Origin of the sequence: Noviherbaspirillum soli (assembly GCF_015352955.1) — a bacterium.
Lineage (GTDB): Bacteria > Pseudomonadota > Gammaproteobacteria > Burkholderiales > Burkholderiaceae_D > Noviherbaspirillum_A > Noviherbaspirillum_A soli.
Genome location: NZ_JACYOX010000003.1, coordinates 59,437 through 77,776, shown reverse-complemented (window position 1 = coordinate 77,776; position 18,340 = coordinate 59,437). Strand labels below are relative to the sequence as shown.

Genomic DNA, 18,340 nt, shown 5'->3' with positions numbered 1-18,340 from the left:
GTTGAGATGCAATCCGTTACAAGTCGCTGCCCATGGCCGGCAACGGCTTCAGGCCGCCGTCCAGCCTGTCCTTACTTTCCCTGCCTGTGGCCGGCATGCGCCAGCAGCGCCGCCAGCGCTGCCGGGTCGGCCGGCTTCACCAGGTAATGGTCGAATCCCGCCTGCATCGAACGCAGCCGGTCGAAGCGCTGGCCGTAGCCGGTAATGGCAACCAGCATCGCGCCCCGCGTCTGCGGCAGCGCGCGCAGGCGGCAGGCCAGCTCGTTGCCGTCGATGCCCGGCAAACCGATATCGAGCAGGAAAGCATCCATCGGCCGCCGCTCGGCAAGCGCCAGCGCCTCGTGCGGATCATGGAGGATACAGACTTCGTGGCCTTCGTTTTCCAGGTACATGCCGAGCATCTGCGCTGCGTCGACATTGTCATCCACCACCATGACCTTGAGCGCAACCGGCTCGGCCTGGGCATGGCGGCTGCCATCCCGGCCCGACGGCGTGGCGTCGAACACGCCCAGCCTGGGCAGCGTGACGACGAATTCACTGCCGCAGCCCTGCCCCCGGCTCATGGCCCGCACGCTGCCCGCATGCAGTTCGACCAGGCTCTTGACCAGCGGCAGGCCCAGGCCGAGGCCGCCCTGGGACCGGTCTGACGGCCGCTCGGCCTGCGAAAACAGGTCGAACACATGCGGCAGCAATTCGGCGCTGATGCCGATGCCGTTGTCGCTCACATGCAGGCGCGCTTGCTGGCCATCGGCTTCCAGCCAGAGCGCCAGGTGGCCGCCCTCCGGGGTGTACTTGGCCGCATTCGACAGCAGGTTGGCCAGCACCTGGACCAGCCGCTTTGCATCGCCCAGCGCCAGCACCTCGTCGGTCGGCGCCTGCATGGCCAGATTGTGCCGGCGCGACTCGATCAGCGGCCGCACCTGCTCCACCGCATCGGCCATCACCTGCTGCAGCGGCACCCGCTGCCGCTCCAGCACGATCAGGCCGCGCGTCACCCGCGACACATCCAGCAGGTCGTTGATCAGGCTGGTCATGTGGCTCACCTGGCGCGTGATCACGTCGCTGGTGCGGCTGATGCGCTCCTCGCTCTGCCGGCCCAGCTTGAGCAGCTGGGCGGCGGTGCTGATCGGCGCCAGCGGATTGCGCAGTTCATGCGCCAGCATCGCCAGGAACTCATCCTTGCGGCGGTCGGCCTGGCGCAGCGCCTCCTGCGTGCGCACCCGCTCGATCACGTTCCAGACCCGCTCGGCCATGTCCTCCAGCAGCTGCAGCTCGTCGTCGCCCCAGTCGCGCGGCTGATGGTGGCACACCAGCAGGAAGCTGGCCGTGCCGCCATGCCGCCCCAGCGGCAGCGCAACGGCGGCAGCCAGCTCGGGCCAGCCGGCCGGCGCCTGGCGCGCCAGGTCGGCGCAGGCCCAGCTGCGCCCGTCCTGGAGCGCCGCCAGCATCGCCGCCGGGAAGACCGCGGCGCCATGCCGGCCGCCCAGTTCCGGCATGGCGCCGGCGTTGTAGCCATGGCGGCACAGCACGGTCTGCTGGGCTGGGTCGAATTCGGCGTACAGCACCTGGGACACGCCCAGGTAACGGCCGGCGATCTCGCTGCTGTGGGCATAGATGCGGTCCGGACCGGGCTGCTGGCGCAACAGCTCGGCAATGTCGAGCTGGAACGACTGCCGCTGCTCGGCACTGCGCAACTGCTGCAGCATGCTGCGCAGATGGGCGGTATTGCTGATCTCGGTGCGCAGCGTGCGCAGGCTCTGCTCGAGCGTCTGCTCGGTCTGCAGCTGGCGGGAAATCATCTGCGCCAGCAATTCCAGCGCGTGCAGGGTCCTGGGCTCGGTCAGTCGCGCCGGCGCCTTGTCCAGTCCGCACAGGGTGCCGAAGTAGTCCCCGGTGCTGGTATGGAGCGGCATCGAGAAATAGCTTTCGAAGCCATACATCTGCGGCGTCGGATGGCGGCAGTACCGGGCGTCCTCGCTGGCGTGGTCGATGACGATGGCCCGGCCTCCGTCGTGCACCTCGCGGCACAGCGTGGTGGCGATGTCGAGCTGGTCGCCCGGCCGCATGCCGAAGCCGAGCTTGTCCAGCACGGCGCAGGCGGTCCAGGAGGTATCCGTGACGCGGGCCACGCAGATGAAACGCAAGGTGGTCAGGTTGCTGACCAGCTCAAGAATGGTGGGAAGGGCGCTGATTGCCTCGATGGCGGCAATGTCGGCGGAATGGTTCATCGAGCTCGAATCTTTCTGTCGCCGCAATGCCCGGCAAGCCGGGTCTGGCATCGCGGCATCGCGCTTGCGTGCGTGTTGATGTCAGAAGTGTAAGGCAGGCAGTGAAAACAACTGAGCGCCATGGGGCCCGATTCCTGTTTTGGCGCAAGCGCAATTCCGTCCGGAAATGCAAATCTGGCAGCAGGCGGTCACACCCTGGCGCGCGAGCAAAGCATGCTGCATCCCATCTGCGAAGATGGCAGCAAAGGCGACGACCACGTTGCCATTTCCGCCACGGACATGCGCATGGACACGAAAAAGCCACCACCCATCCAGGTCTTTCTCGATCTCGACGGCGTCTTCGCCGACTTCGATGCGCGGGTGATGCGCCTGACCGGCAGGCATCCCGGCGAACTCAGCCGCAACGACCTGTGGAAGGCGGTCAACCGCGACAAGCGCTTTTTTGCCGAGCTCGAGCTGATCGAAGGCTGCATGCTGCTATGGGAAGCCACGCGCGACATGGAGCCGGTCTTCCTGACCGGCGCGCCATCGTCGCGGATTTTTCAGGAACAGAAGCGGGAATGGGTGGCGCGCATCTTCGGCCCGGAATTCGCGGTGCATGTCGTCCCGAAGAAGCTCAAGCAGGAATTCAGCGGCCCCGGCCGCGTGCTGATCGACGACACCCCGTCCAATATCGAGCAATGGGAAGCGCGCGGCGGACATGGCATCCTGCACACCGGCGACCATGCATCCACCGTGAAGGCCCTGCAGGAACTGGTGGCGCTGCACATGCAGCACCTGGAGGCGCCATCGTAGGGCGGAAGGTTCCGGACGGCATGGCGCCGTTGCCGTTGCCGTTGCTTTTAAATCCCCGTTGAGCGCGCCGTGTCAGCGGTGCCTGGAGCGGGAAAAGGTGCGGCGTCTGTCTGAGTGGAGCGAAGCGGAGCGAGTTTAGCCGCGCCCCGCTCCGGGTACCGCTGACACGGGCACCCCGCGTCAGCGGGGCGCGATCATCGGGGTCGCCTTTTTTGCCTCCTTTTTTGGCGAAGCAAAAAAGGAGGTCGCCCGCCGGGGCGAACACCCGGCCTGGCCATGATGCGAGGACATGCGCGTTGGCTCACCAGCCGCAAGACGTCACTGCGAAGCAGCAGTTGTCGTTGTTGATGTCAAAAGTGACAGAACCAACCCCAACCCAGGACGGGAGCGCGATGGCGACACGGCGGAATGCCCCTTCGGGGTATTCCGCCCTACGATGGACACTGCACCAAGGCATCGACGACACGGTACACTCCACCCAGGCTACGCCCGCCACCCATCGCCTTCAGGCATCGAAAAACTCCACATTGCCATCGTCCAGGTCATAACGCGCCCCCACCACCATCAGGCGCTTGCTGCGCAGCGGCTCCAGCAACATGGCCTCGGACTTGCGCAGACGTTCGACGATGCGCATCACGTTCTGCCTGACCGATGCATCCAGCAAGGCCTCACGGCTATAGGGCTCCTTGCCGGCCAGCGCGGCACGGGCCCTCAGCACTGCCGGCACGATGGGTTCCACCATCTGCCCGATGCTGCCGGGGAAGGAGGCATTCTTTTCCACCACCGATACCGCCGCATCCACCGCGCCGCAGCGTTCATGGCCCAGCACCACGATCAATGGCACGCCCAGCTCCGCCACCGCATATTCGATGCTGCCCTGCGCCACCGTGTCGACGGTATTGCCGGCATTGCGCACGATGAAGAGCTCGCCCAGGCCGCGCCCGAACAGCAGCTCCGGCGGCACCCGCGAGTCCGAGCAGCTGACCAGCACCGCCATCGGCGTCTGCCCGCGCGCAATCTCCAGCCGGCGTTCGCTACCCTGTGCAGAGCGCAGCGGGCTGTCGGTCACGAATTTTTCATTGCCTTCCTTGAGCAGGGCCAGCGCCTGCGCCGGCGTCAGGTCGGTTTTCCTGCCGGTGGCGGCCTGGGCGTTGCCCGTCAGGGCCGCGCCCAGCGCGGCGCCGCCGCAGCATAGATGCCTGAAGAAGCGGCGCTTGCCGCCATCGATGTCTCCCATGGGTTTCCTTTCCGGTCAGGATTGCGGGCCTGCCTGTGGCAGGGGCAGCCATGCTCGCAGAACCGGCCCGAACGGCTGGCGGGAAACCGGGCCGGGACTTGTGGTGGATCAAACCGGATTTCCCGCTCGAAACGCGGCCGATGCCGGCCGCGCGGCTGCAAGCGGCTCAGGGCACCGCCTTCTCGTGGTCGTTTGAGCCCTTCGCGCTCTTGCCGGCCGGCGGCGCCGCCGGCGCCTTGCGCGCCTCGGCCACCAGGCTGGCGCAGGGGCTGTCCTGCTCCGGCCCGGTATGGGTCAATGCCAGCAGGCCCGCCAGCGGCGCCGCCACCGTGCCCAGGGCCACCGCGGCGCCGGCGCGCAGCGCGATCGCGGTCTTGTTCACGCCCACGTCGGGATTCTTGAAGGTGCCTTCCACGTACAGCGGCGAACGCAGCGACAGCAGGCGCAAGCCCTTGCTGCGCGGCAGGATGTCCAAGTCCAGCGTCTCCCTGGCCAGGTTCACATTGCCGTCCACCTGCACCGTGGCGTCCTCGGTATCGAGGAGGAAGATCTGCGGCGTCATCACGCCGTCCTTGATGTCGAGGTCGGTCGCCATGCAGTTGAGCTTGACCTGGCGGTCGCCGAAGAGCTTGGTGACCACCACCCGGCCGGCATTCAGGCCAATCGCTTCCATGATGAACTCGCTGACCGTGCCTTCGTTGATCACCGCCTTCAGTTCGCCGTTGGCATGGCCGGCCAGCGCGGCAAAGGAATTGCCGGCCGAACTGAGCCTGGCGTCGCCATTGATCTGGCCCAGGCTGGCCCGCATCGACTCCACCTTCGGGAACAGCTGCTTGAGCTTGATGCCGCGCGCCGCGACGTTCATGTTGGCCTTGGCCGGATCGGCGCTGCCGTCGATCTTCAGCTCGGTGGTCAGGCGTCCGCCGGCCACGCCGAAGTTCAGCGGCGACAGCTGCAGCACGCCCTTGTCGAGCTTGATATGGGTGTTGAGGTGATCGATGGGCAGCTTGTCGGAATGGATGATTTCCTTGCCGCTGAACTTCACGTCCGCATTCATCTTGCCCCAGCGGTCGGTCTTGAACGGCGACACCGGCAGCACCTTGTCCGGCGGCTGCCGCACTTCGCCGGACTTCTGCTTCTTGGGCTCGTCGCCGGCGCCGACCACCGCGCCCAGGTCCTTCCATACCAGGCGCTGCGACGTCACCTCGCCGCGCAGCGTCGGCTGGCCCGAGGTCTGGTCGTATTCCAGGGTGCCGCCGATGTCGCTGCTGCCGACCCGGCCCTTGAAGTTCTCGTACTTCAGGCGCAGGTTGTCGCGGCCCAGCGTGCCGACTACCCGGCCCTCGGTGGAAAACTTCGGCGTTCTCGGCAGCAGCACGCCGCCCAGCGGGAACAGGTCGGCCATGCTGGCGCCGATGATGTCGAGCTTCACGTCCAGCGCGCTGGGCTGGGCCGGATCGGTCAGCGTGCCGTTGGCCGTGATGGTGGTCTCGCCCACCTTCAGCTCGGCCTCGATCGGGTAGGCCACGCCCTTCTGCTGCAGCGACAGCAGCGCGCCGCTATGCGCCTTGCCCGACAGCGGCTCGTCATTGAAGGTACCCTTGACCTGCCAGCGCATGCTGTTGTCGGGATCGGTATCGACCCGCGCGGTCAGGTCGGCCCGCTTGGCTTCATCCAGGTAGCGCAGCGTGCCCTGCGTCATGGCCACGCTCTGGATCTCGAACGACCAGCTGGACTTGCTTTCGCTCTTCGGGAAATCCCAGTTCTTGCGACCCTTCGCATCCTGTTCCAGCGCCAGCCGCGGCTCGGTCATGATCAGCGAATTCACGCTCACGGTCCTGGCCAGCAGCTTGAACGGGTTGATGCTGAAATCGACCTGCGCGATGCGCGCCATCTCGGGGCCGGTCCTGGCCCAGTCGGGGTTGCCCAGCATGATGTCCTTGGCGCGCAGGTGCGGCCACGGCACCAAGCGCCGCCAGCCGGTTTCCCTGCCCGGCCGTTCCCAGCTCAGCGACAGGTCGCCATTCATGGCGAAGCTGCGGCCGGTGGCGGTGCTGACCTTTTCCTCCAGCCAGGGCTTGGCCCGATTGAGATTGACGGTCGACAGTACGACCAGGGCAATGACCACGATGGCGACCAGCGCGGCCAGCAGGCCGCCAGTAATTTTGAGCATGCGTTTCATGCCAATAAGACATGATTTATCCGGCTGAAGTTCGTTCATGGCCGTGCATGCGGGCAATAAAACGGCGGCGATCTGGCCATCGCATGCGCGAACGCAAAGCGGCTTGCGACCGCAGCTCAGCTATACCAACGGCGCAACCCGGCTATACGAGCGGCCGTGCCTCGATGCCGCCGCGCTGTTCCGCCAGGGCCGCAAACTCGTCGGCCAGCCTGGCGCTTTCCGCCACGGCGCGGGTCCAGGCGGCGGCGCGGCCGGCATGGTCGCGGCCGTAATGCCTGAAGTCACGGCGGTCTGGCAGCTTGCCATTGGGCAGGCTGCGTATCCATTCGGGGTTCGGCGCCAGCAGTACGACGTTCGACAGCGCCGGCGTGGCCCGGTGCCGGCGGCGCAGGCCCTTGTCCAGCCAGCCCGGCACCACCGTGGGCTGGAAATGCGGATAGAGCACCAGCGCGGGCTGGCCATCGCCGGCGGCGCGGCCGGCGGCCAGGGTTGCGTATTCCAGGTGCAGGTGGTAGTCGGTAATGCCGCCATCCCAGTAGGCGCCGGCGGGCGCGCCGGGAATGTCGGCCACCGCGCGCAGCCAGAACGGGATCGAGCAGCTGGCCAGGATCGCGGCGCGCAGGTTGCGCTGGTCCAGGCCGACCCGGTGCGTGCGGTAGTCCTGCGCCGGCAGCGGCAGCGGATCGCGGCAGTCCGAGAACACCACCCGCTCCAGCCAGCGCGCCATCGCACGGCGGGAGACCAGGTTGGCCGCGAAGGCGCCGGCATAGCCCAGGGCGGTGCGCATGCGCTGCTCGCGCGACAGAAGCGGATGCACGCCGCGGCTGGTGAAGACATGCAGGCGGTAGCGCGGATGCGACAGCACCTCCTGTTCGCGGCCGCCAAAATGCGCCGCCAGGCGGGCGTCGAATACCCGGCTGACATGGTCCGGCGTCGGGTTGCGGCCGGAACCATCGTCATAGCTTTCATGGATGTAGTGATGGGCCATCTCCGCCAATGCCGCATCGGCGTCCGGCAGGCAGGCGCTGGCCAGACGCCAGGCGCCGATCGATGCGCCGGCCAGGTGCACGACATGGCCGGCGCGGTTGAGCCAGTCGCCAAACAGGAAGCGGTCCAGCGGATTGAGCACCAGTCCTTTCGGACCGCCGGCCGCGCCGGGCACCATGGCCACGTCGGCCGGTCGCAGGCCATGTTCTCGCAGGTGGCGCAGCGCCATCGGGCCGGCATGGATCTGTAGGGCTTGCATCGGGATAGGGAAGGAATTGGGGAGAGCGGCATTATAGAGGCCCGCGCTGCCGGCGCAGCAGGCCGGGCCGCGGCGAAAGGGACGCAGGGACGCCGCTGGCGGCCCGACCGCATGCTCCGCTATGATGGCCGCTTTTTACACGGAGGAAGCCATGAGGCGAGACCTGATGCTGATGGAAGCGATCCTGGGCCAGCTGCTGCAATCCCCCGATCCGCAGATGACCGCCAGCGGCATCGCGCAGCGGCTGAACGTGGAAGCGCCGATTGCGCGCCACCACCTGCACCTGCTGCTGGACAAGGGCCTGGTGCAGGAAATCGAGGCCGGCGTCTGGCGGCTGAGCAACCAGGGACATGACTACCTGGAAGGCAGCCCCGACCAGGCGATGTCGCTGGCCAGGCCGCGGTAACGGCCCTTCAGTTCACTACGGCGCGTGCGTGAGCTGCCACAGCGAGGCGCCGACGCCGGTCATGCTCTCCCCGGCGATCAGGCCGGCCGCCACCGTGATCGCATGGTCCCTGGTCAGCCTGGGCCAGCGCAGCCCGGCCAGCCAGGTCAGCACTGCGCCCAGCGCCATCATCAGCGACACCGAGGCCGGCAGCACGAAGGCCAGTCCGAACGCAGCCGCGCTGGGCAGCAAGCGTGCGCGGCGCGGCGGCAGCGCCACCTCCAGCAGCCCCAGCGCCAGCCCGGCCACGCAACCGGCCAGAATTGCCCAGCGCACGCTTTCCGACAGCGCCGACAGGCCCGCGCCCAGGGTCTGCGCCACCGCCTTCCAGGTCGCCACCGCCGGCGCCGGCCACTGCTCGGTGAGCAGCATCGCCTTCGGATCGGGGATCAGCGCCTTGTACACCAGCACGCCGACGATGCTGCCCACGGCGATGCCGATGACTTGCGCGGCAACCTGCTTCCACGGCGTGGCGCCGATCGCGCGTCCGACCTTGAAGTCGTTCATCAGGTCGGTGCACTGGCCGGCGGCGCCGCCGGCGGTGTTGGCGCTCATCAGGTTGACCGCCATCTGGCCGGGCGCCACTACGCCGAAGCTCAGCTGCGACAGCTGGCCGATGGCGCCGATCGGCGCTATGCCGGTCGCGCCCACGACCCTGGCCGCCACCGCCGCCAGGAACAGCGCCAGCGGCACCGTCATCAAAGCCACCGGCAGCGCGATGTCGAACAGGCTGGCCTGCAGTGCCACCACCAGCGCCGCGGCCAGTGCCAGTGCGAGTGCTGGTAAAACCGCCGGCCGGCGCGCGCCCGGCTTCCTGCCCGACAGCAGCACCGATCGCTGCCGCCACAGCCGCAGCGCCAGTGACGCCAGCGTGGCCGACACCATCAGGCTGGCGCCCGGCCACAGCAGCCATTCCACCAGCGCCGCGAACTGCGGGCCGGCGGCGCCCTGCGGCAGCACGACCAGCTCCCGGGCCAGCAGCCAGGGCGCGATGCCGCCCCAGGCCAGCAGCGCGCCCAGCAGCAGCGACAGCCCGACCCGGATGCCGATGATGGCGCCAAAGCCCAGCAGCAGCAGCGACGGGTCGACGGTGAAGGTCAGCCGCTCCCACTGCATGTTGGGCGACCAGCGCGGCAGGGGCTGATAAAACGTGTCCACCCATTTCACCAGCGCCGAGGCCAGCGCCGCCGCCGCCAGCGCCAGCAGCCGGCGCATCGCCTCGGCGCCATGACTGTAGGCATGGCGCAGGGTCTCCAGCGTGGCCATGCCTTCCGGGAAAGTCATGCCAGGATCGTCCATCAGCGACGGCCGCAGGTACCAGGCGATCCAGATGCCAAGGAAGCTGACCGAGAACACCCAGGCCATCATCGGCAGCGCATCCAGCGCATTGCCGGTCAGCAGGGTGTAGGCCGGAATCGGCGCCACCAGGCCGCCGGAAATGATGGAAGCGGCCGCCGATGCAACCGTCTGGTTGATATTGCTCTCGTGCAGCGTCCAGCCGGCAGCCAGCCGGCTGCGCGCCGCAAGGCCCTGCCAGAAGCCGAAGCCGATCAGCAGCGCGATGATGGACATGTTGAATGCCCAGCCTATCTTCAGGCCGGCATAGACATTCGAGGGCGTCAGCACGACGCCCAGAAGCACGCCGGTCAGCACCGCGCGCAGGCTCAGCTCGCGTTGCGCGGGCGTGTCGATGCCGCCGGCAACAGCGGCGGTGGTAGCGGAAATCGTGGCGGAAGACGGCGGCATGGGCCAGGGCTGCTTGTTGTCGAATGGAAGCTAGACCGGCCCTGCCCGCCTTTGGTTGCAATGCCAATACGGCGGATGCGGCGCGCCATGCGCGCGCGCAAGCTACTTCAGCACGTAGCTCGCCAGCACGCTTTGCACCTCATAGATGCTCAGGCGCTTGTTGAACTGCTTCTGCAGCGGCGCCGGGCTGCCGGAGATCCAGATCTTCAGTTCGGCGTCGAGGTCGAAATGGCCGCCGGTCTCGATGCTGAAATGGGTGATGCTTTTGTACGGCACCGAGTGGTATTCCACCTTGCTGCCGGTCACGCCCTGCTTGTCCACCAGCACCAGGCGCTTGTTGGTGAAGACGAAGTAGTCGCGGATGAGCTGATAGGCATGCTCCACCCGCTCGCCTTCGGCCAGCACCTGGCTGAACTCCTCCTGAATTTTTGCGGCGTCGATCTTGGACGCATTGCCCAGCATGCCGTCGAGCAGACCCATGGCGTTTCTCCCTGTAGTGATGCCGAATGAAAACGAAGCCGATGCCCGCCCCATGCAGGCATCAGGGCGCAATCATGCCATGCCGCATCGCGATCAGCGCCAGCTCGGTCTGGTTGGCCACCGCCAGCTTCTGCTTGATGTTGTACAGATGGGTGCCGGCGGTGCGCGGCGAGATATTGAGCAGCTCGGCCACCTGGTTGACGCTCATGCCGCGCGCCAGCTCGATGAAGACCGCGAACTCCCGCTCCGACAGCACCTCGACCGGGTTCTGGCCGCCGTCGAAGGCCTGCATCGCCATCTTCTGCGACACATGGGCGTCGAGGAAGCGGCCGCCGGCGGCCACCGTGCGCACCGCCTGCATCAGCTCTTCCGGCGCGCTGCGCTTGGACACATAGCCCAGCGCGCCAGCCTTGAGCATGAAGCGCACATGGCTCGGGTCTTCATGGGACGACAGGCCCAGCACCCGCGCCGCCGGGTCGCGGGCGATGATGCGGCGGGTGGCCTCGACGCCGGTAGCGCCACCCAGGCCGATATCCATCAGGATCACATCGGGGCTGCCGGCCTCCAGCTGCTGGTAGGCCGACTCGGCGGAGTCGGCCTCGGCCACCACCCGGATATCCGGCGTGGCGTCGAGCAGCATCCGAAAGCCGATGCGCACCACCATGTGGTCGTCCACCAGCATCACGCGGATGTGTTCTTTCATACGGTTTCCTCCTGTAACGGGATCCAGGCCGACACCTGCAGCCCGCCCTGTTGTGCCGGCCCGATGGCCAGCCTGCCGCCGAGCGCCTCGGCGCGTTCGCGCATGCCGCGCAGGCCGTAATGGCCGTTCCGGGACAAGGGCTCGTCCGCGCCGCGGCCGTTGTCCGCAATGGACAGGACGAGCGCGCCATCCCGGATACTCAGCTCGACCCAGGCGGCGCTGGCCTGCGCATGCCGCACCACATTGGTCAGCGCTTCCTGGAGAATGCGGAAGGCGCAGGTCTCGGCGTCGACATGCACGGCGTCATGCTGCGCCAGGTCCATGGCCAGCGTGATGCGCAGCCCCGGATGCGCCTGCTGCAGCGACGCCACCAGGTCGCGCACCGCGTCGCCCAGGCCGATCTCTTCCAGCTGGATCGGGCGCAGCCGGGGTATGAGCCTGTGCATCGCATCGAAGCTGGCGCCGGCGGTCTCGAACAGCAGGCGGGCCGCCTCGCCGGCGGGCTTGCCGCGCAGTTCCGGATTCTGCGCCAGCGCCGCCGAGATGCTGCGCATCGCGGTCAGCGACTGTCCCATCTCGTCATGCAGCTCGCGCGCGATGGCGCGCCGCTCGTCCTCGATGCGCCGGTGCAGCGCCTGGGTGAACTCGCGCTGCGCCGCCAGCCGCGCCTCGGCCTGCGCGATCTGATGGCGCGAGGCGATGTCGTCCTGCACCGCCTGCGCCATGCGGTTGAAGGCCATGCCCATCTCGCCCGGCTCGCGCCCCGGCAGCGCCGGCAGCCTGACATCGTGCCGGCCGCTGCCGATCTGCAGCAGCGCGCGCCGGATCTGCTCGAACGGCGCCAGCCAGCGCATCAGCATCCATGACAGCAGCAGGTAAGCCAGCAGCAATGCGGCGCTCTGGATCACCATGAAGCTGACCAGGTCATCCCAGCCGTCCAGCACGGCGCGGGTCGGATTCGGCGCCACCACCAGGGTGCCGGCATTGACCCGGATCACGGTCGCCTTCATCGCCGGCGTGACCAGCGCCGCATACCACTCCGGCGCATAGCGGCCGGCCTTGTAGGACGAGGGCGGCGCTTCGTACAGCAGCTCGCCGGCATGGTCGTAGAGCCGGATCTCGTTGGCCCTGACCCGGCCGGTCTGGCGCAGCACCTCGGCCAGCGCCACCGGCCCCTGGCGCGAATAGATGGCGGTGATGCGCGCCAGCAGCTGGGTGGCGATGCGGTTGGAGGCTTCGATCTCCTCGCGGATGCTGCTGCGGGTGGTCTGGATTTCCTGGGCGCTGAAGATGGCCAGCGCGGCGAAGGCCAGGCTGCCCAGCAGCAGGTTGATCTTCAGCAGCAGGCCCATGGCGCGGCGCGGCTTAGCCATGACACGCTCCCCAGCCGTCGAAACTGCCGTGCGCCGCAAAGCCATCCAGCGCCTGGCGCAGCGCCGCCGCCATGGCGGGATGAAACGGATCATGGCCAGCCCCGGCCACGATCAGCAGCCGGCTGCCCGGCAGGCGCTGCTGCAGGCGCCGCGCATTGGCCGGCGGGCAGACCCGGTCGGCGTCGCCATGCAGGATGGCCACCGGCATGGCGGGGAGGCTGCCGAGCGCCTCCACCAGCGCGTCCGGGTCCAGGAAGCAGCCGTGATGCAGATAGTGCGCCTGTATCCGGTAGCGCTGCACCAGGGCTTCGTCCGGCGGCTCTGCCGCCTCGTTGGGCCGGCCTTCCAGCGCCTGTTCATGGCCGCGCCAGGCACCAGCGATGCGGCTGCAGGTTTGCGCATCGCTCGACGCAAGCTGCCCGGCCAGCCACGGCAGCAGCCGCCCCGGCGCCAGCGCCGATGCCGGCGCGATGGCGGCGAATGCCTGCCAGCACTGCGGCGTGTCGAAGAAGCCGCCAAGTTCGGCCGGCGTGGCCAGGAACGGCGCCCTCAGCACCAGGCCGTGGAGCATGTCGCCATGCCGCGCCGCATAAGCCAGCGCCAGCGTGGCGCCCCAGGAGCCGCCGCCCAGCAGCATGCGCTCCATGCCCAGATGCCGGCGCAGCCGCTCGATGTCGTCCACCAGGAGGCCGGTATGGTTGTTCTCCAGCCCGCCGGCCGGCTGGCTGCGGACGCAGCCGCGCTGGTCCGCCAGCACCAGGCGAAAGCGCGCCAGGTCGACCAGGTCGGCATGGCGCAGGCTGGCGCCGCTGCCCGGGCCGCCATGCAGCCAGAACAGCGGCAGGCCGTGGGGATTGCCGTATTGCGCATACCAGAGGCGGTGTCCGTCGCCGGTGGCGAGCTGGCCTTCGTCGAAAGCCGGGGTCATGGTGAAGCCTTGTCTCCTGTTTTTATTCCCGGATTCTAACCAGCCTGGCGCACTAAGCAGAATCCGCAGCACAAAATCATGAAAATCATGAGCGCGCTTTCATGGATTTGCCGCTGTCGGATGGCCTGCAGGCCATCGCACAATGTGTCATCCGGGTTCGGCACCGGCCCGGATAACCATTTATCCAACCTTGAAGGAGATCAGCATGAAATGGGAAAAACCACAAGCAAGCGACATGCGCTGGGGCTTTGAAATAACGATGTATATCGCCAATCGTTAATTGCAATACGGCTGCCGGGGACAATGATGAAACTACGTGTGCTCGGCTCCGCTGCCGGCGGCGGCTTTCCGCAATGGAACTGCAATTGCGCCAACTGCGACGGCGTGCGGCGCGGCACCATCCACGCGCTGCCGCGCACCCAGTCGTCGATCGCGGTCACGGAAGATGAACAGGACTGGGTACTGATCAACGCCTCGCCCGACCTGCTGGCCCAGATCAAGGCGGCGCCCGCACTGCAGCCGGCGCGCGCGGTGCGCGACAGCGGCATCGCCGCGGTACTGCTGATGGATGCCCAGATCGACCATGTGACCGGCCTGTTGATGCTGCGCGAGCGCGGCACGCCATTGCCGCTGTATGCCACCGCCCAGGTGATGGCCGACCTGAACCATGGCCTGAACATCGCCAGCGCGCTGGCCCATTACTGCAAGCTGGACTGGCGCGAGATCGCGCCCGGCGACAGCGGCTTCGCCATCGCGCCGCTGGCCCACACCCGCTTTGCCGCGCTGACCCTGGACAGCAAGGCCCCACCCTATTCGCCGCACCGCAACGACCCGCATCCGGGCGACAACATCGGCCTGACCATCACCAATGCGCGCAACGGCCGCTCGGCCTTCTATGCGCCTGGGCTGGGCGCGCTGTCGCCCGCGGTGACAGCGGCGATGCAGGCCGCCGACGTGCTGCTGGTGGACGGCACCTTCTGGCGCGCCGATGAAATGATCCGCCTCGGCCTGTCGGCCAAGACCGCCGCCGACATGGGCCACCTGCCGCAGGACGGACCCGGCGGCATGGTCGCCGTGCTGGACACCATGCCGGCGGCGCGCAAGATACTCATCCATATCAACAACAGCAACCCCATCCTGCGCGAGGACAGCGCCGAGCGCGCGCTGCTGGCGCGGCACGGCATCGAGGTCGCGCATGACGGCATGGAGATCGAACTGTGATGTATGCCACCAACACAGCCACTGATGGCGGCCTGCCCTGGGACCGCGCCGAGTTCGAAGCCCGGCTGCGCAACAAGGACCGCAACTACCATATCCATCATCCGTTCAACATCCGCATGAACAGCGGCGGCTGCTCGCCGGCGCAGATCCGCGGCTGGGTGGCCAACCGCTTCTACTACCAGTGGATCATCCCGCAGAAGGACGCGGCCATCCTGTCCAACTGCGACGACCGCGCCACCCGCAGGCTGTGGGTCACCCGCATCCTCGACCACGACGGCCATGGCGACTACGAAGGCAGCGCGGCCGGCGGCCTGGAAGCCTGGACCCAGCTCGGCATCGCGGTGGGCATACCGCGCGAGGAGCTGTGGTCGCTGCAGCATGTTCTGCCCGGCGTGCGTTTCGCCTGCGACGCCTACCTGAACTTCGCGCGCCGCGCGCCGTGGCAGGAAGCGGTCTGCTCATCGCTGACCGAAATGTTCGCGCCGCAGATCCACAAGGACCGGCTGGCGAGCTGGCCCGACCACTATCCCTGGATCGCCGCCTCCGGCCTGCACTACTTCCGCAGCCGGATTCCGCTGGCCCAGCGCGACGTGGACCATGGCCTGGCCGTCACGCTGGCGCATTTCACCAGCCGCGCCCAGCAGCAGCGCGCGCTGGAGATCCTCCAGTTCAAGCTCGACATCCTGTGGAGCATGCTGGACGCCATCGAGAAGGCTTATCCCGAATGAACGCCCTGCCTGAAAAGCCGCTGCTGAACCGCCGCTTCCGGATGCAGTACGAGCCCGCGCAGCAGGCCCATGTGCTGCTCTACCCGGAAGGCATGGTGCGCCTGAACCAGAGCGCGGCCGAGATCCTGAAGCGCTGCGACGGCAGCGCCACCATCGATGAAATCATCGCGCAGCTGGAAGCGGCCTTCGACACCACCGGCCTGCGCGACGACGTGCTGGGCATGCTGTCGCATGCGCAGGAAAAGGACTGGATACGATGACTGCCGATGCGCCTTCCCCTCCCTACTGGCTGCTGGCCGAGCTGACCTACCGCTGCCCGCTGCACTGCGCCTTCTGCTATAACCCGCTGGACTATGCGGCGGTGCGCGATGAGCTCGACACCGAGGGCTGGTTCAGGGTGATGCGCGAAGCGCGCGAAATGGGCGCGGTGCAGCTGGGCTTTTCCGGCGGCGAGCCGCTGGTGCGCGACGACCTGGAGCTGCTGGTGGCCGAGGCGCACCGGCTGGGCTTCTACACCAACCTGATCACCTCCGGTGTCGGCCTGACCGAGACCCGCATCGCCGCGCTGAAGCAAGCCGGCCTGGACCATATCCAGCTATCGTTCCAGGATTCCACCCGCGAACTCAACGATTTCCTGTCCAGCACCAGGACCTTCGACCTGAAGAAGAAGGTGGCGGCGCTGATCAAGAAATACGATTATCCGATGGTGATGAACTGCGTGCTGCACCGGCATAACCTGCCGCATGTGGACAAGATCATCGACATGGCGCTCGAACTGGACGCCGAATACCTGGAGCTTGCCAACACCCAGTACTACGGCTGGGCGATGAAGAACCAGCAGCAGCTGATGCCGACGCTGGAACAGGTGCGCCAGGCCGAGCAGGTTGTCAACGACTACCGTGCCCGCATCGGCAACCGCTGCAAGCTGCTGTTCGTGGTGCCCGACTACTACGAGGACCGGCCCAAGGCCTGCATGAATGGCTGGGGCGCGGTGTTCCTGGCCGTGGCGCCGGATGGCGCCGCCCTGCCCTGCCACAATGCGCGCAGCCTGCCTGGCCTTTCCCTGCCCAGCGTGAAGGACGCCAGCCTGCGCTGGATCTGGGAAGACAGCCCGGCCTTCAATCTGTTTCGCGGCGACAGCTGGATGCAGGAGCCCTGCCGCAGCTGCCCGGAAAAGGAAAAGGATTTCGGCGGCTGCCGCTGCCAGGCCTACATGCTGGCCAACGATGCCAGCGCCGCCGACCCGGTCTGCGCCAAGTCTCCGCAGCGGGACCGGGTGGACGCGATCATCTTCCAGGCTGCCCATCCGGAAAAGCGGGAAATCCGGGCCGAAGCTATCCTGTTTCGCACCGATGCCAATTCACGGCAGCTGTGCCAGCAGCAGGACCAGCCCGCGCAGGCCGCCAAGCCCGGAAAAGCAGCCATCCTTTGACATTCATGCATCAAAACTGCGTGGACTGCGGCATCCAGGCCACAGTCACCGGAAAACCTGCGGTCTGCGATACAAACTGTCACACCCGGGGAAGCGCACGGCACCTATACTGCGTGCGAACCTTCTCCCAGGAAGCAAGATGAACAAGTGCAAAATCCTCCCACTTGATCCCGGCAAGCGACGCGCGGTCCGGCATGATGAACCGCCGGCATGGTCGGCCATGATGGCCGACGGCGTGATGGCCTTCCCGGTCGAGCGCCGCCAGGCGGCCATCCACGACTGCGATGAATTGCAGGCGCGCCGCCAGCGCCGGCAGGCGCGCCAGGCCTGATCCCCCGCCTTACCTTTATCCCAGCGGGTCCACCATGAAGGTGGGCATGGCCTCGCCGCGCGGCGCGCTGGCAAGGAAGCGCTCGGCCACATCCAGCGCCTCGGCGATGGTGACGTGCATGTCCAGGTAGCGATAGGTGCCCAGCCGCCCGACAAAGGTAATATTGCGTTCCTGCCTTGCCTTCTCGATGTACTGGCGCAGCTGCGACTTTTCCCTGGCCAGCCGGATAGGATAGTAAGGCGTGTCGTTCTCCTCGCAGTAGCGGCTGTATTCCTTGAAGATCAGCGTCTTGTCGTGGCTTTCCCACGGCGAGAAATGCTTGTGCTCTGAGATCCGGGTATAAGGCACTGCCTCGTCGCCGTAATTGATCACCGGGTTGCCCTGGTAGTCGCCCTCATGGCGCTCGGCCGCGAAGTCCAGCGTGCGGTAGCCCAGCCGGCCCTCGCTGTAGTTGAACCAGGCATCGATCGGCCCGCTGTAGAACACATGGTCGTAGCCGGCAGCGTCGCTGCGGCCGAGCCTGGTATTCAGATGCACCGTGATGTTCGGATGGTCCAGCATCTTCTCGACGATGGCGGTATAGCCGTTCCTGGGCATGCCCTGGTAGGTGCTGGCGTAATAGTTGTCGTCATAGTTGAAGCGCACCGGCAGGCGGCGCAATATGCTGGCCGGCAGTTCCGACGGATGCATGCCCCACTGCTTGGTGGTGTAGCCCTTGAAGAAGGCTTCATACAGCTCGCGGCCGACGAAGCGCAGCGCCTGCTCCTCGAAGGTCTGCGGGTCCTTGATGCTCTGGTCGCCGATCGAGGCCAGGAACGCTTCCGCCTCGCGCGGGTTGAAGGTCTTGCCAAAGAACTGGTTGATCGTCAGGAGATTGATGGGCAGGCTGAACACGCGGCCGCCGGTAATGGTCTTGACGCGGTTGACGAAGGGCATGAACTCGTCGAACTGGCGGATGTAATTCCATACCTTCTCATTGCTGGTATGGAAAATATGCGGCCCATAGGCATGGACCATCACATTGGTCTCTGCATCGCGCTCGGTGTGGCAGTTGCCCGCCACATGCGGCCGGGCGTCGAACACTTCCAGCTGATAGCCTGCCTTGGCTGCCTCATGCGCGATCACGGCGCCGGAGAAGCCCGCTCCAATCACAGCAATTTTCTTCACATGTCGCCCTTATCTGGATCGTGGAAAAGTCAGGCGGCACAACGGCCGCCGGATGGTCTGGCCTTCGATTCTATGGGCCGGGTCCGGCCGGAGGATTG

18 protein-coding genes are annotated in these 18,340 nt (G+C 66.9%); 8 read left to right on the top strand and 10 right to left on the bottom strand.

From position 1 onward, the window contains the following. Window positions 1-71: 71 nt before the first annotated feature. Entirely contained in the window at window positions 72-2,228 is a 2,157-nt protein-coding gene (locus IGW04_RS04430; RefSeq protein ID WP_194711833.1) for a hybrid sensor histidine kinase/response regulator, read from the bottom strand. A 213-nt stretch (window positions 2,229-2,441) separates the two neighbouring features. On the opposite strand from IGW04_RS04430, the gene IGW04_RS04425 reads away from it, so the two are divergent. Further along, window positions 2,442-3,023 carry a 5' nucleotidase, NT5C type gene (locus tag IGW04_RS04425; RefSeq protein ID WP_194711832.1) on the top strand — a complete coding sequence of 194 codons (582 nt, stop codon included), beginning with the start codon at window positions 2,442-2,444 and terminating at the stop codon, window positions 3,021-3,023. A gap of 505 nt (window positions 3,024-3,528) precedes the next feature. Here the strand turns inward: IGW04_RS04425 and IGW04_RS04420 are convergent. The 3 genes from IGW04_RS04420 to IGW04_RS04410 all read right to left on the bottom strand — a co-directional run bounded on the left by IGW04_RS04420 (window position 3,529) and on the right by IGW04_RS04410 (window position 7,688). Continuing rightward, entirely contained in the window at window positions 3,529-4,260 is a 732-nt protein-coding gene (locus tag IGW04_RS04420) for a carbonic anhydrase (protein ID WP_194711831.1), read from the bottom strand. Between the two features lie 166 nt (window positions 4,261-4,426). Next, entirely contained in the window at window positions 4,427-6,433 is a 2,007-nt protein-coding gene (locus IGW04_RS04415) for an AsmA family protein (RefSeq protein WP_228526848.1), read from the bottom strand. A gap of 151 nt (window positions 6,434-6,584) precedes the next feature. Beyond that, window positions 6,585-7,688, bottom strand: coding sequence for a patatin-like phospholipase family protein (locus IGW04_RS04410; RefSeq protein WP_194711830.1), 1,104 nt, complete (start codon window positions 7,686-7,688; stop codon window positions 6,585-6,587). A 151-nt stretch (window positions 7,689-7,839) separates the two neighbouring features. Between IGW04_RS04410 and IGW04_RS04405 the strand changes: the two genes are divergently transcribed. Then, on the top strand, window positions 7,840-8,094 hold the full coding sequence (locus IGW04_RS04405; RefSeq protein ID WP_194711829.1) for a winged helix-turn-helix domain-containing protein: 255 nt from the start codon (window positions 7,840-7,842) through the stop codon (window positions 8,092-8,094). A 15-nt stretch (window positions 8,095-8,109) separates the two neighbouring features. On the opposite strand, the gene IGW04_RS04400 is transcribed toward IGW04_RS04405, so the two are convergent. The 5 genes from IGW04_RS04400 to IGW04_RS04380 all read right to left on the bottom strand — a co-directional run bounded on the left by IGW04_RS04400 (window position 8,110) and on the right by IGW04_RS04380 (window position 13,363). Beyond that, a complete protein-coding gene (locus tag IGW04_RS04400) occupies window positions 8,110-9,879 on the bottom strand; it encodes an OPT/YSL family transporter (protein WP_194711828.1) in 1,770 nt (589 codons plus the stop codon). 102 nt (window positions 9,880-9,981) lie between these two features. Next, complete coding sequence (locus IGW04_RS04395) at window positions 9,982-10,359, bottom strand: PH domain-containing protein (RefSeq protein ID WP_194711827.1); 378 nt, start codon at window positions 10,357-10,359, stop codon at window positions 9,982-9,984. A 61-nt stretch (window positions 10,360-10,420) separates the two neighbouring features. Beyond that, the gene (locus IGW04_RS04390; protein WP_194711826.1) at window positions 10,421-11,062 is read right to left on the bottom strand and encodes a response regulator; all 642 of its coding nucleotides are present in this window, start codon (window positions 11,060-11,062) and stop codon (window positions 10,421-10,423) included. Next, entirely contained in the window at window positions 11,059-12,435 is a 1,377-nt protein-coding gene (locus IGW04_RS04385) for a sensor histidine kinase (protein WP_194711825.1), read from the bottom strand. The genes IGW04_RS04390 and IGW04_RS04385 overlap by 4 nt, the downstream gene beginning before the upstream one ends. Further along, window positions 12,428-13,363, bottom strand: a complete 936-nt coding sequence (locus tag IGW04_RS04380; RefSeq protein WP_194711824.1) for an alpha/beta fold hydrolase — start codon at window positions 13,361-13,363, stop codon at window positions 12,428-12,430. Before IGW04_RS04380 ends, IGW04_RS04385 begins: the two co-directional genes overlap by 8 nt. Window positions 13,364-13,568: 205 nt before the next feature. Here IGW04_RS04380 and pqqA point away from each other — a divergent pair, with 205 nt between their 5' ends. The 6 genes from pqqA (at window position 13,569) to IGW04_RS04350 (ending at window position 17,075) form a co-directional block, all read left to right on the top strand. Then, window positions 13,569-13,643 (top strand): pyrroloquinoline quinone precursor peptide PqqA, encoded by a 75-nt coding sequence (gene pqqA / locus IGW04_RS26190; protein WP_194712025.1) that lies wholly within the window; start codon window positions 13,569-13,571, stop codon window positions 13,641-13,643. A 26-nt stretch (window positions 13,644-13,669) separates the two neighbouring features. Then, window positions 13,670-14,584 carry a pyrroloquinoline quinone biosynthesis protein PqqB gene (gene pqqB / locus IGW04_RS04370; protein ID WP_194712024.1) on the top strand — a complete coding sequence of 305 codons (915 nt, stop codon included), beginning with the start codon at window positions 13,670-13,672 and terminating at the stop codon, window positions 14,582-14,584. Next, a complete protein-coding gene (pqqC, locus tag IGW04_RS04365; RefSeq protein ID WP_194711823.1) occupies window positions 14,584-15,312 on the top strand; it encodes a pyrroloquinoline-quinone synthase PqqC in 729 nt (242 codons plus the stop codon). Before pqqB ends, pqqC begins: the two co-directional genes overlap by 1 nt. Then, window positions 15,309-15,572, top strand: coding sequence for a pyrroloquinoline quinone biosynthesis peptide chaperone PqqD (gene pqqD / locus IGW04_RS04360; RefSeq protein ID WP_194711822.1), 264 nt, complete (start codon window positions 15,309-15,311; stop codon window positions 15,570-15,572). Before pqqC ends, pqqD begins: the two co-directional genes overlap by 4 nt. Continuing rightward, the gene (pqqE, locus tag IGW04_RS04355; RefSeq protein ID WP_194711821.1) at window positions 15,569-16,744 is read left to right on the top strand and encodes a pyrroloquinoline quinone biosynthesis protein PqqE; all 1,176 of its coding nucleotides are present in this window, start codon (window positions 15,569-15,571) and stop codon (window positions 16,742-16,744) included. Before pqqD ends, pqqE begins: the two co-directional genes overlap by 4 nt. 139 nt (window positions 16,745-16,883) lie before the next feature. Continuing rightward, window positions 16,884-17,075: a hypothetical protein gene (locus IGW04_RS04350; protein ID WP_194711820.1), complete on the top strand. Its 192-nt coding sequence runs from the start codon at window positions 16,884-16,886 to the stop codon at window positions 17,073-17,075. A gap of 15 nt (window positions 17,076-17,090) precedes the next feature. On the opposite strand, the gene glf is transcribed toward IGW04_RS04350, so the two are convergent. Further along, entirely contained in the window at window positions 17,091-18,242 is a 1,152-nt protein-coding gene (gene glf / locus IGW04_RS04345; RefSeq protein WP_194711819.1) for a UDP-galactopyranose mutase, read from the bottom strand. Between the last annotated feature and the right edge of the window lie 98 nt (window positions 18,243-18,340).

Excerpts from the sequence above, each read along its gene's own strand:
- IGW04_RS04430 (WP_194711833.1), bottom strand. The coding sequence starts at position 2,228 with ATGAACCATTCCGCCGACATTGCCGCCATCGAGGCAATCAGCGCCCTT.
- IGW04_RS04425 (WP_194711832.1), top strand. The coding sequence starts at position 2,442 with ATGCTGCATCCCATCTGCGAAGATGGCAGCAAAGGCGACGACCACGTT.
- IGW04_RS04420 (WP_194711831.1), bottom strand. The coding sequence starts at position 4,260 with ATGGGAGACATCGATGGCGGCAAGCGCCGCTTCTTCAGGCATCTATGC.
- IGW04_RS04415 (WP_228526848.1), bottom strand. The coding sequence starts at position 6,433 with ATGCTCAAAATTACTGGCGGCCTGCTGGCCGCGCTGGTCGCCATCGTG.
- IGW04_RS04410 (WP_194711830.1), bottom strand. The coding sequence starts at position 7,688 with ATGCAAGCCCTACAGATCCATGCCGGCCCGATGGCGCTGCGCCACCTG.
- IGW04_RS04405 (WP_194711829.1), top strand. The coding sequence starts at position 7,840 with ATGAGGCGAGACCTGATGCTGATGGAAGCGATCCTGGGCCAGCTGCTG.
- IGW04_RS04400 (WP_194711828.1), bottom strand. The coding sequence starts at position 9,879 with ATGCCGCCGTCTTCCGCCACGATTTCCGCTACCACCGCCGCTGTTGCC.
- IGW04_RS04395 (WP_194711827.1), bottom strand. The coding sequence starts at position 10,359 with ATGGGTCTGCTCGACGGCATGCTGGGCAATGCGTCCAAGATCGACGCC.
- IGW04_RS04390 (WP_194711826.1), bottom strand. The coding sequence starts at position 11,062 with ATGAAAGAACACATCCGCGTGATGCTGGTGGACGACCACATGGTGGTG.
- IGW04_RS04385 (WP_194711825.1), bottom strand. The coding sequence starts at position 12,435 with ATGGCTAAGCCGCGCCGCGCCATGGGCCTGCTGCTGAAGATCAACCTG.
- IGW04_RS04380 (WP_194711824.1), bottom strand. The coding sequence starts at position 13,363 with ATGACCCCGGCTTTCGACGAAGGCCAGCTCGCCACCGGCGACGGACAC.
- pqqB (WP_194712024.1), top strand. The coding sequence starts at position 13,670 with ATGAAACTACGTGTGCTCGGCTCCGCTGCCGGCGGCGGCTTTCCGCAA.
- pqqC (WP_194711823.1), top strand. The coding sequence starts at position 14,584 with ATGTATGCCACCAACACAGCCACTGATGGCGGCCTGCCCTGGGACCGC.
- pqqD (WP_194711822.1), top strand. The coding sequence starts at position 15,309 with ATGAACGCCCTGCCTGAAAAGCCGCTGCTGAACCGCCGCTTCCGGATG.
- pqqE (WP_194711821.1), top strand. The coding sequence starts at position 15,569 with ATGACTGCCGATGCGCCTTCCCCTCCCTACTGGCTGCTGGCCGAGCTG.
- IGW04_RS04350 (WP_194711820.1), top strand. The coding sequence starts at position 16,884 with ATGAACAAGTGCAAAATCCTCCCACTTGATCCCGGCAAGCGACGCGCG.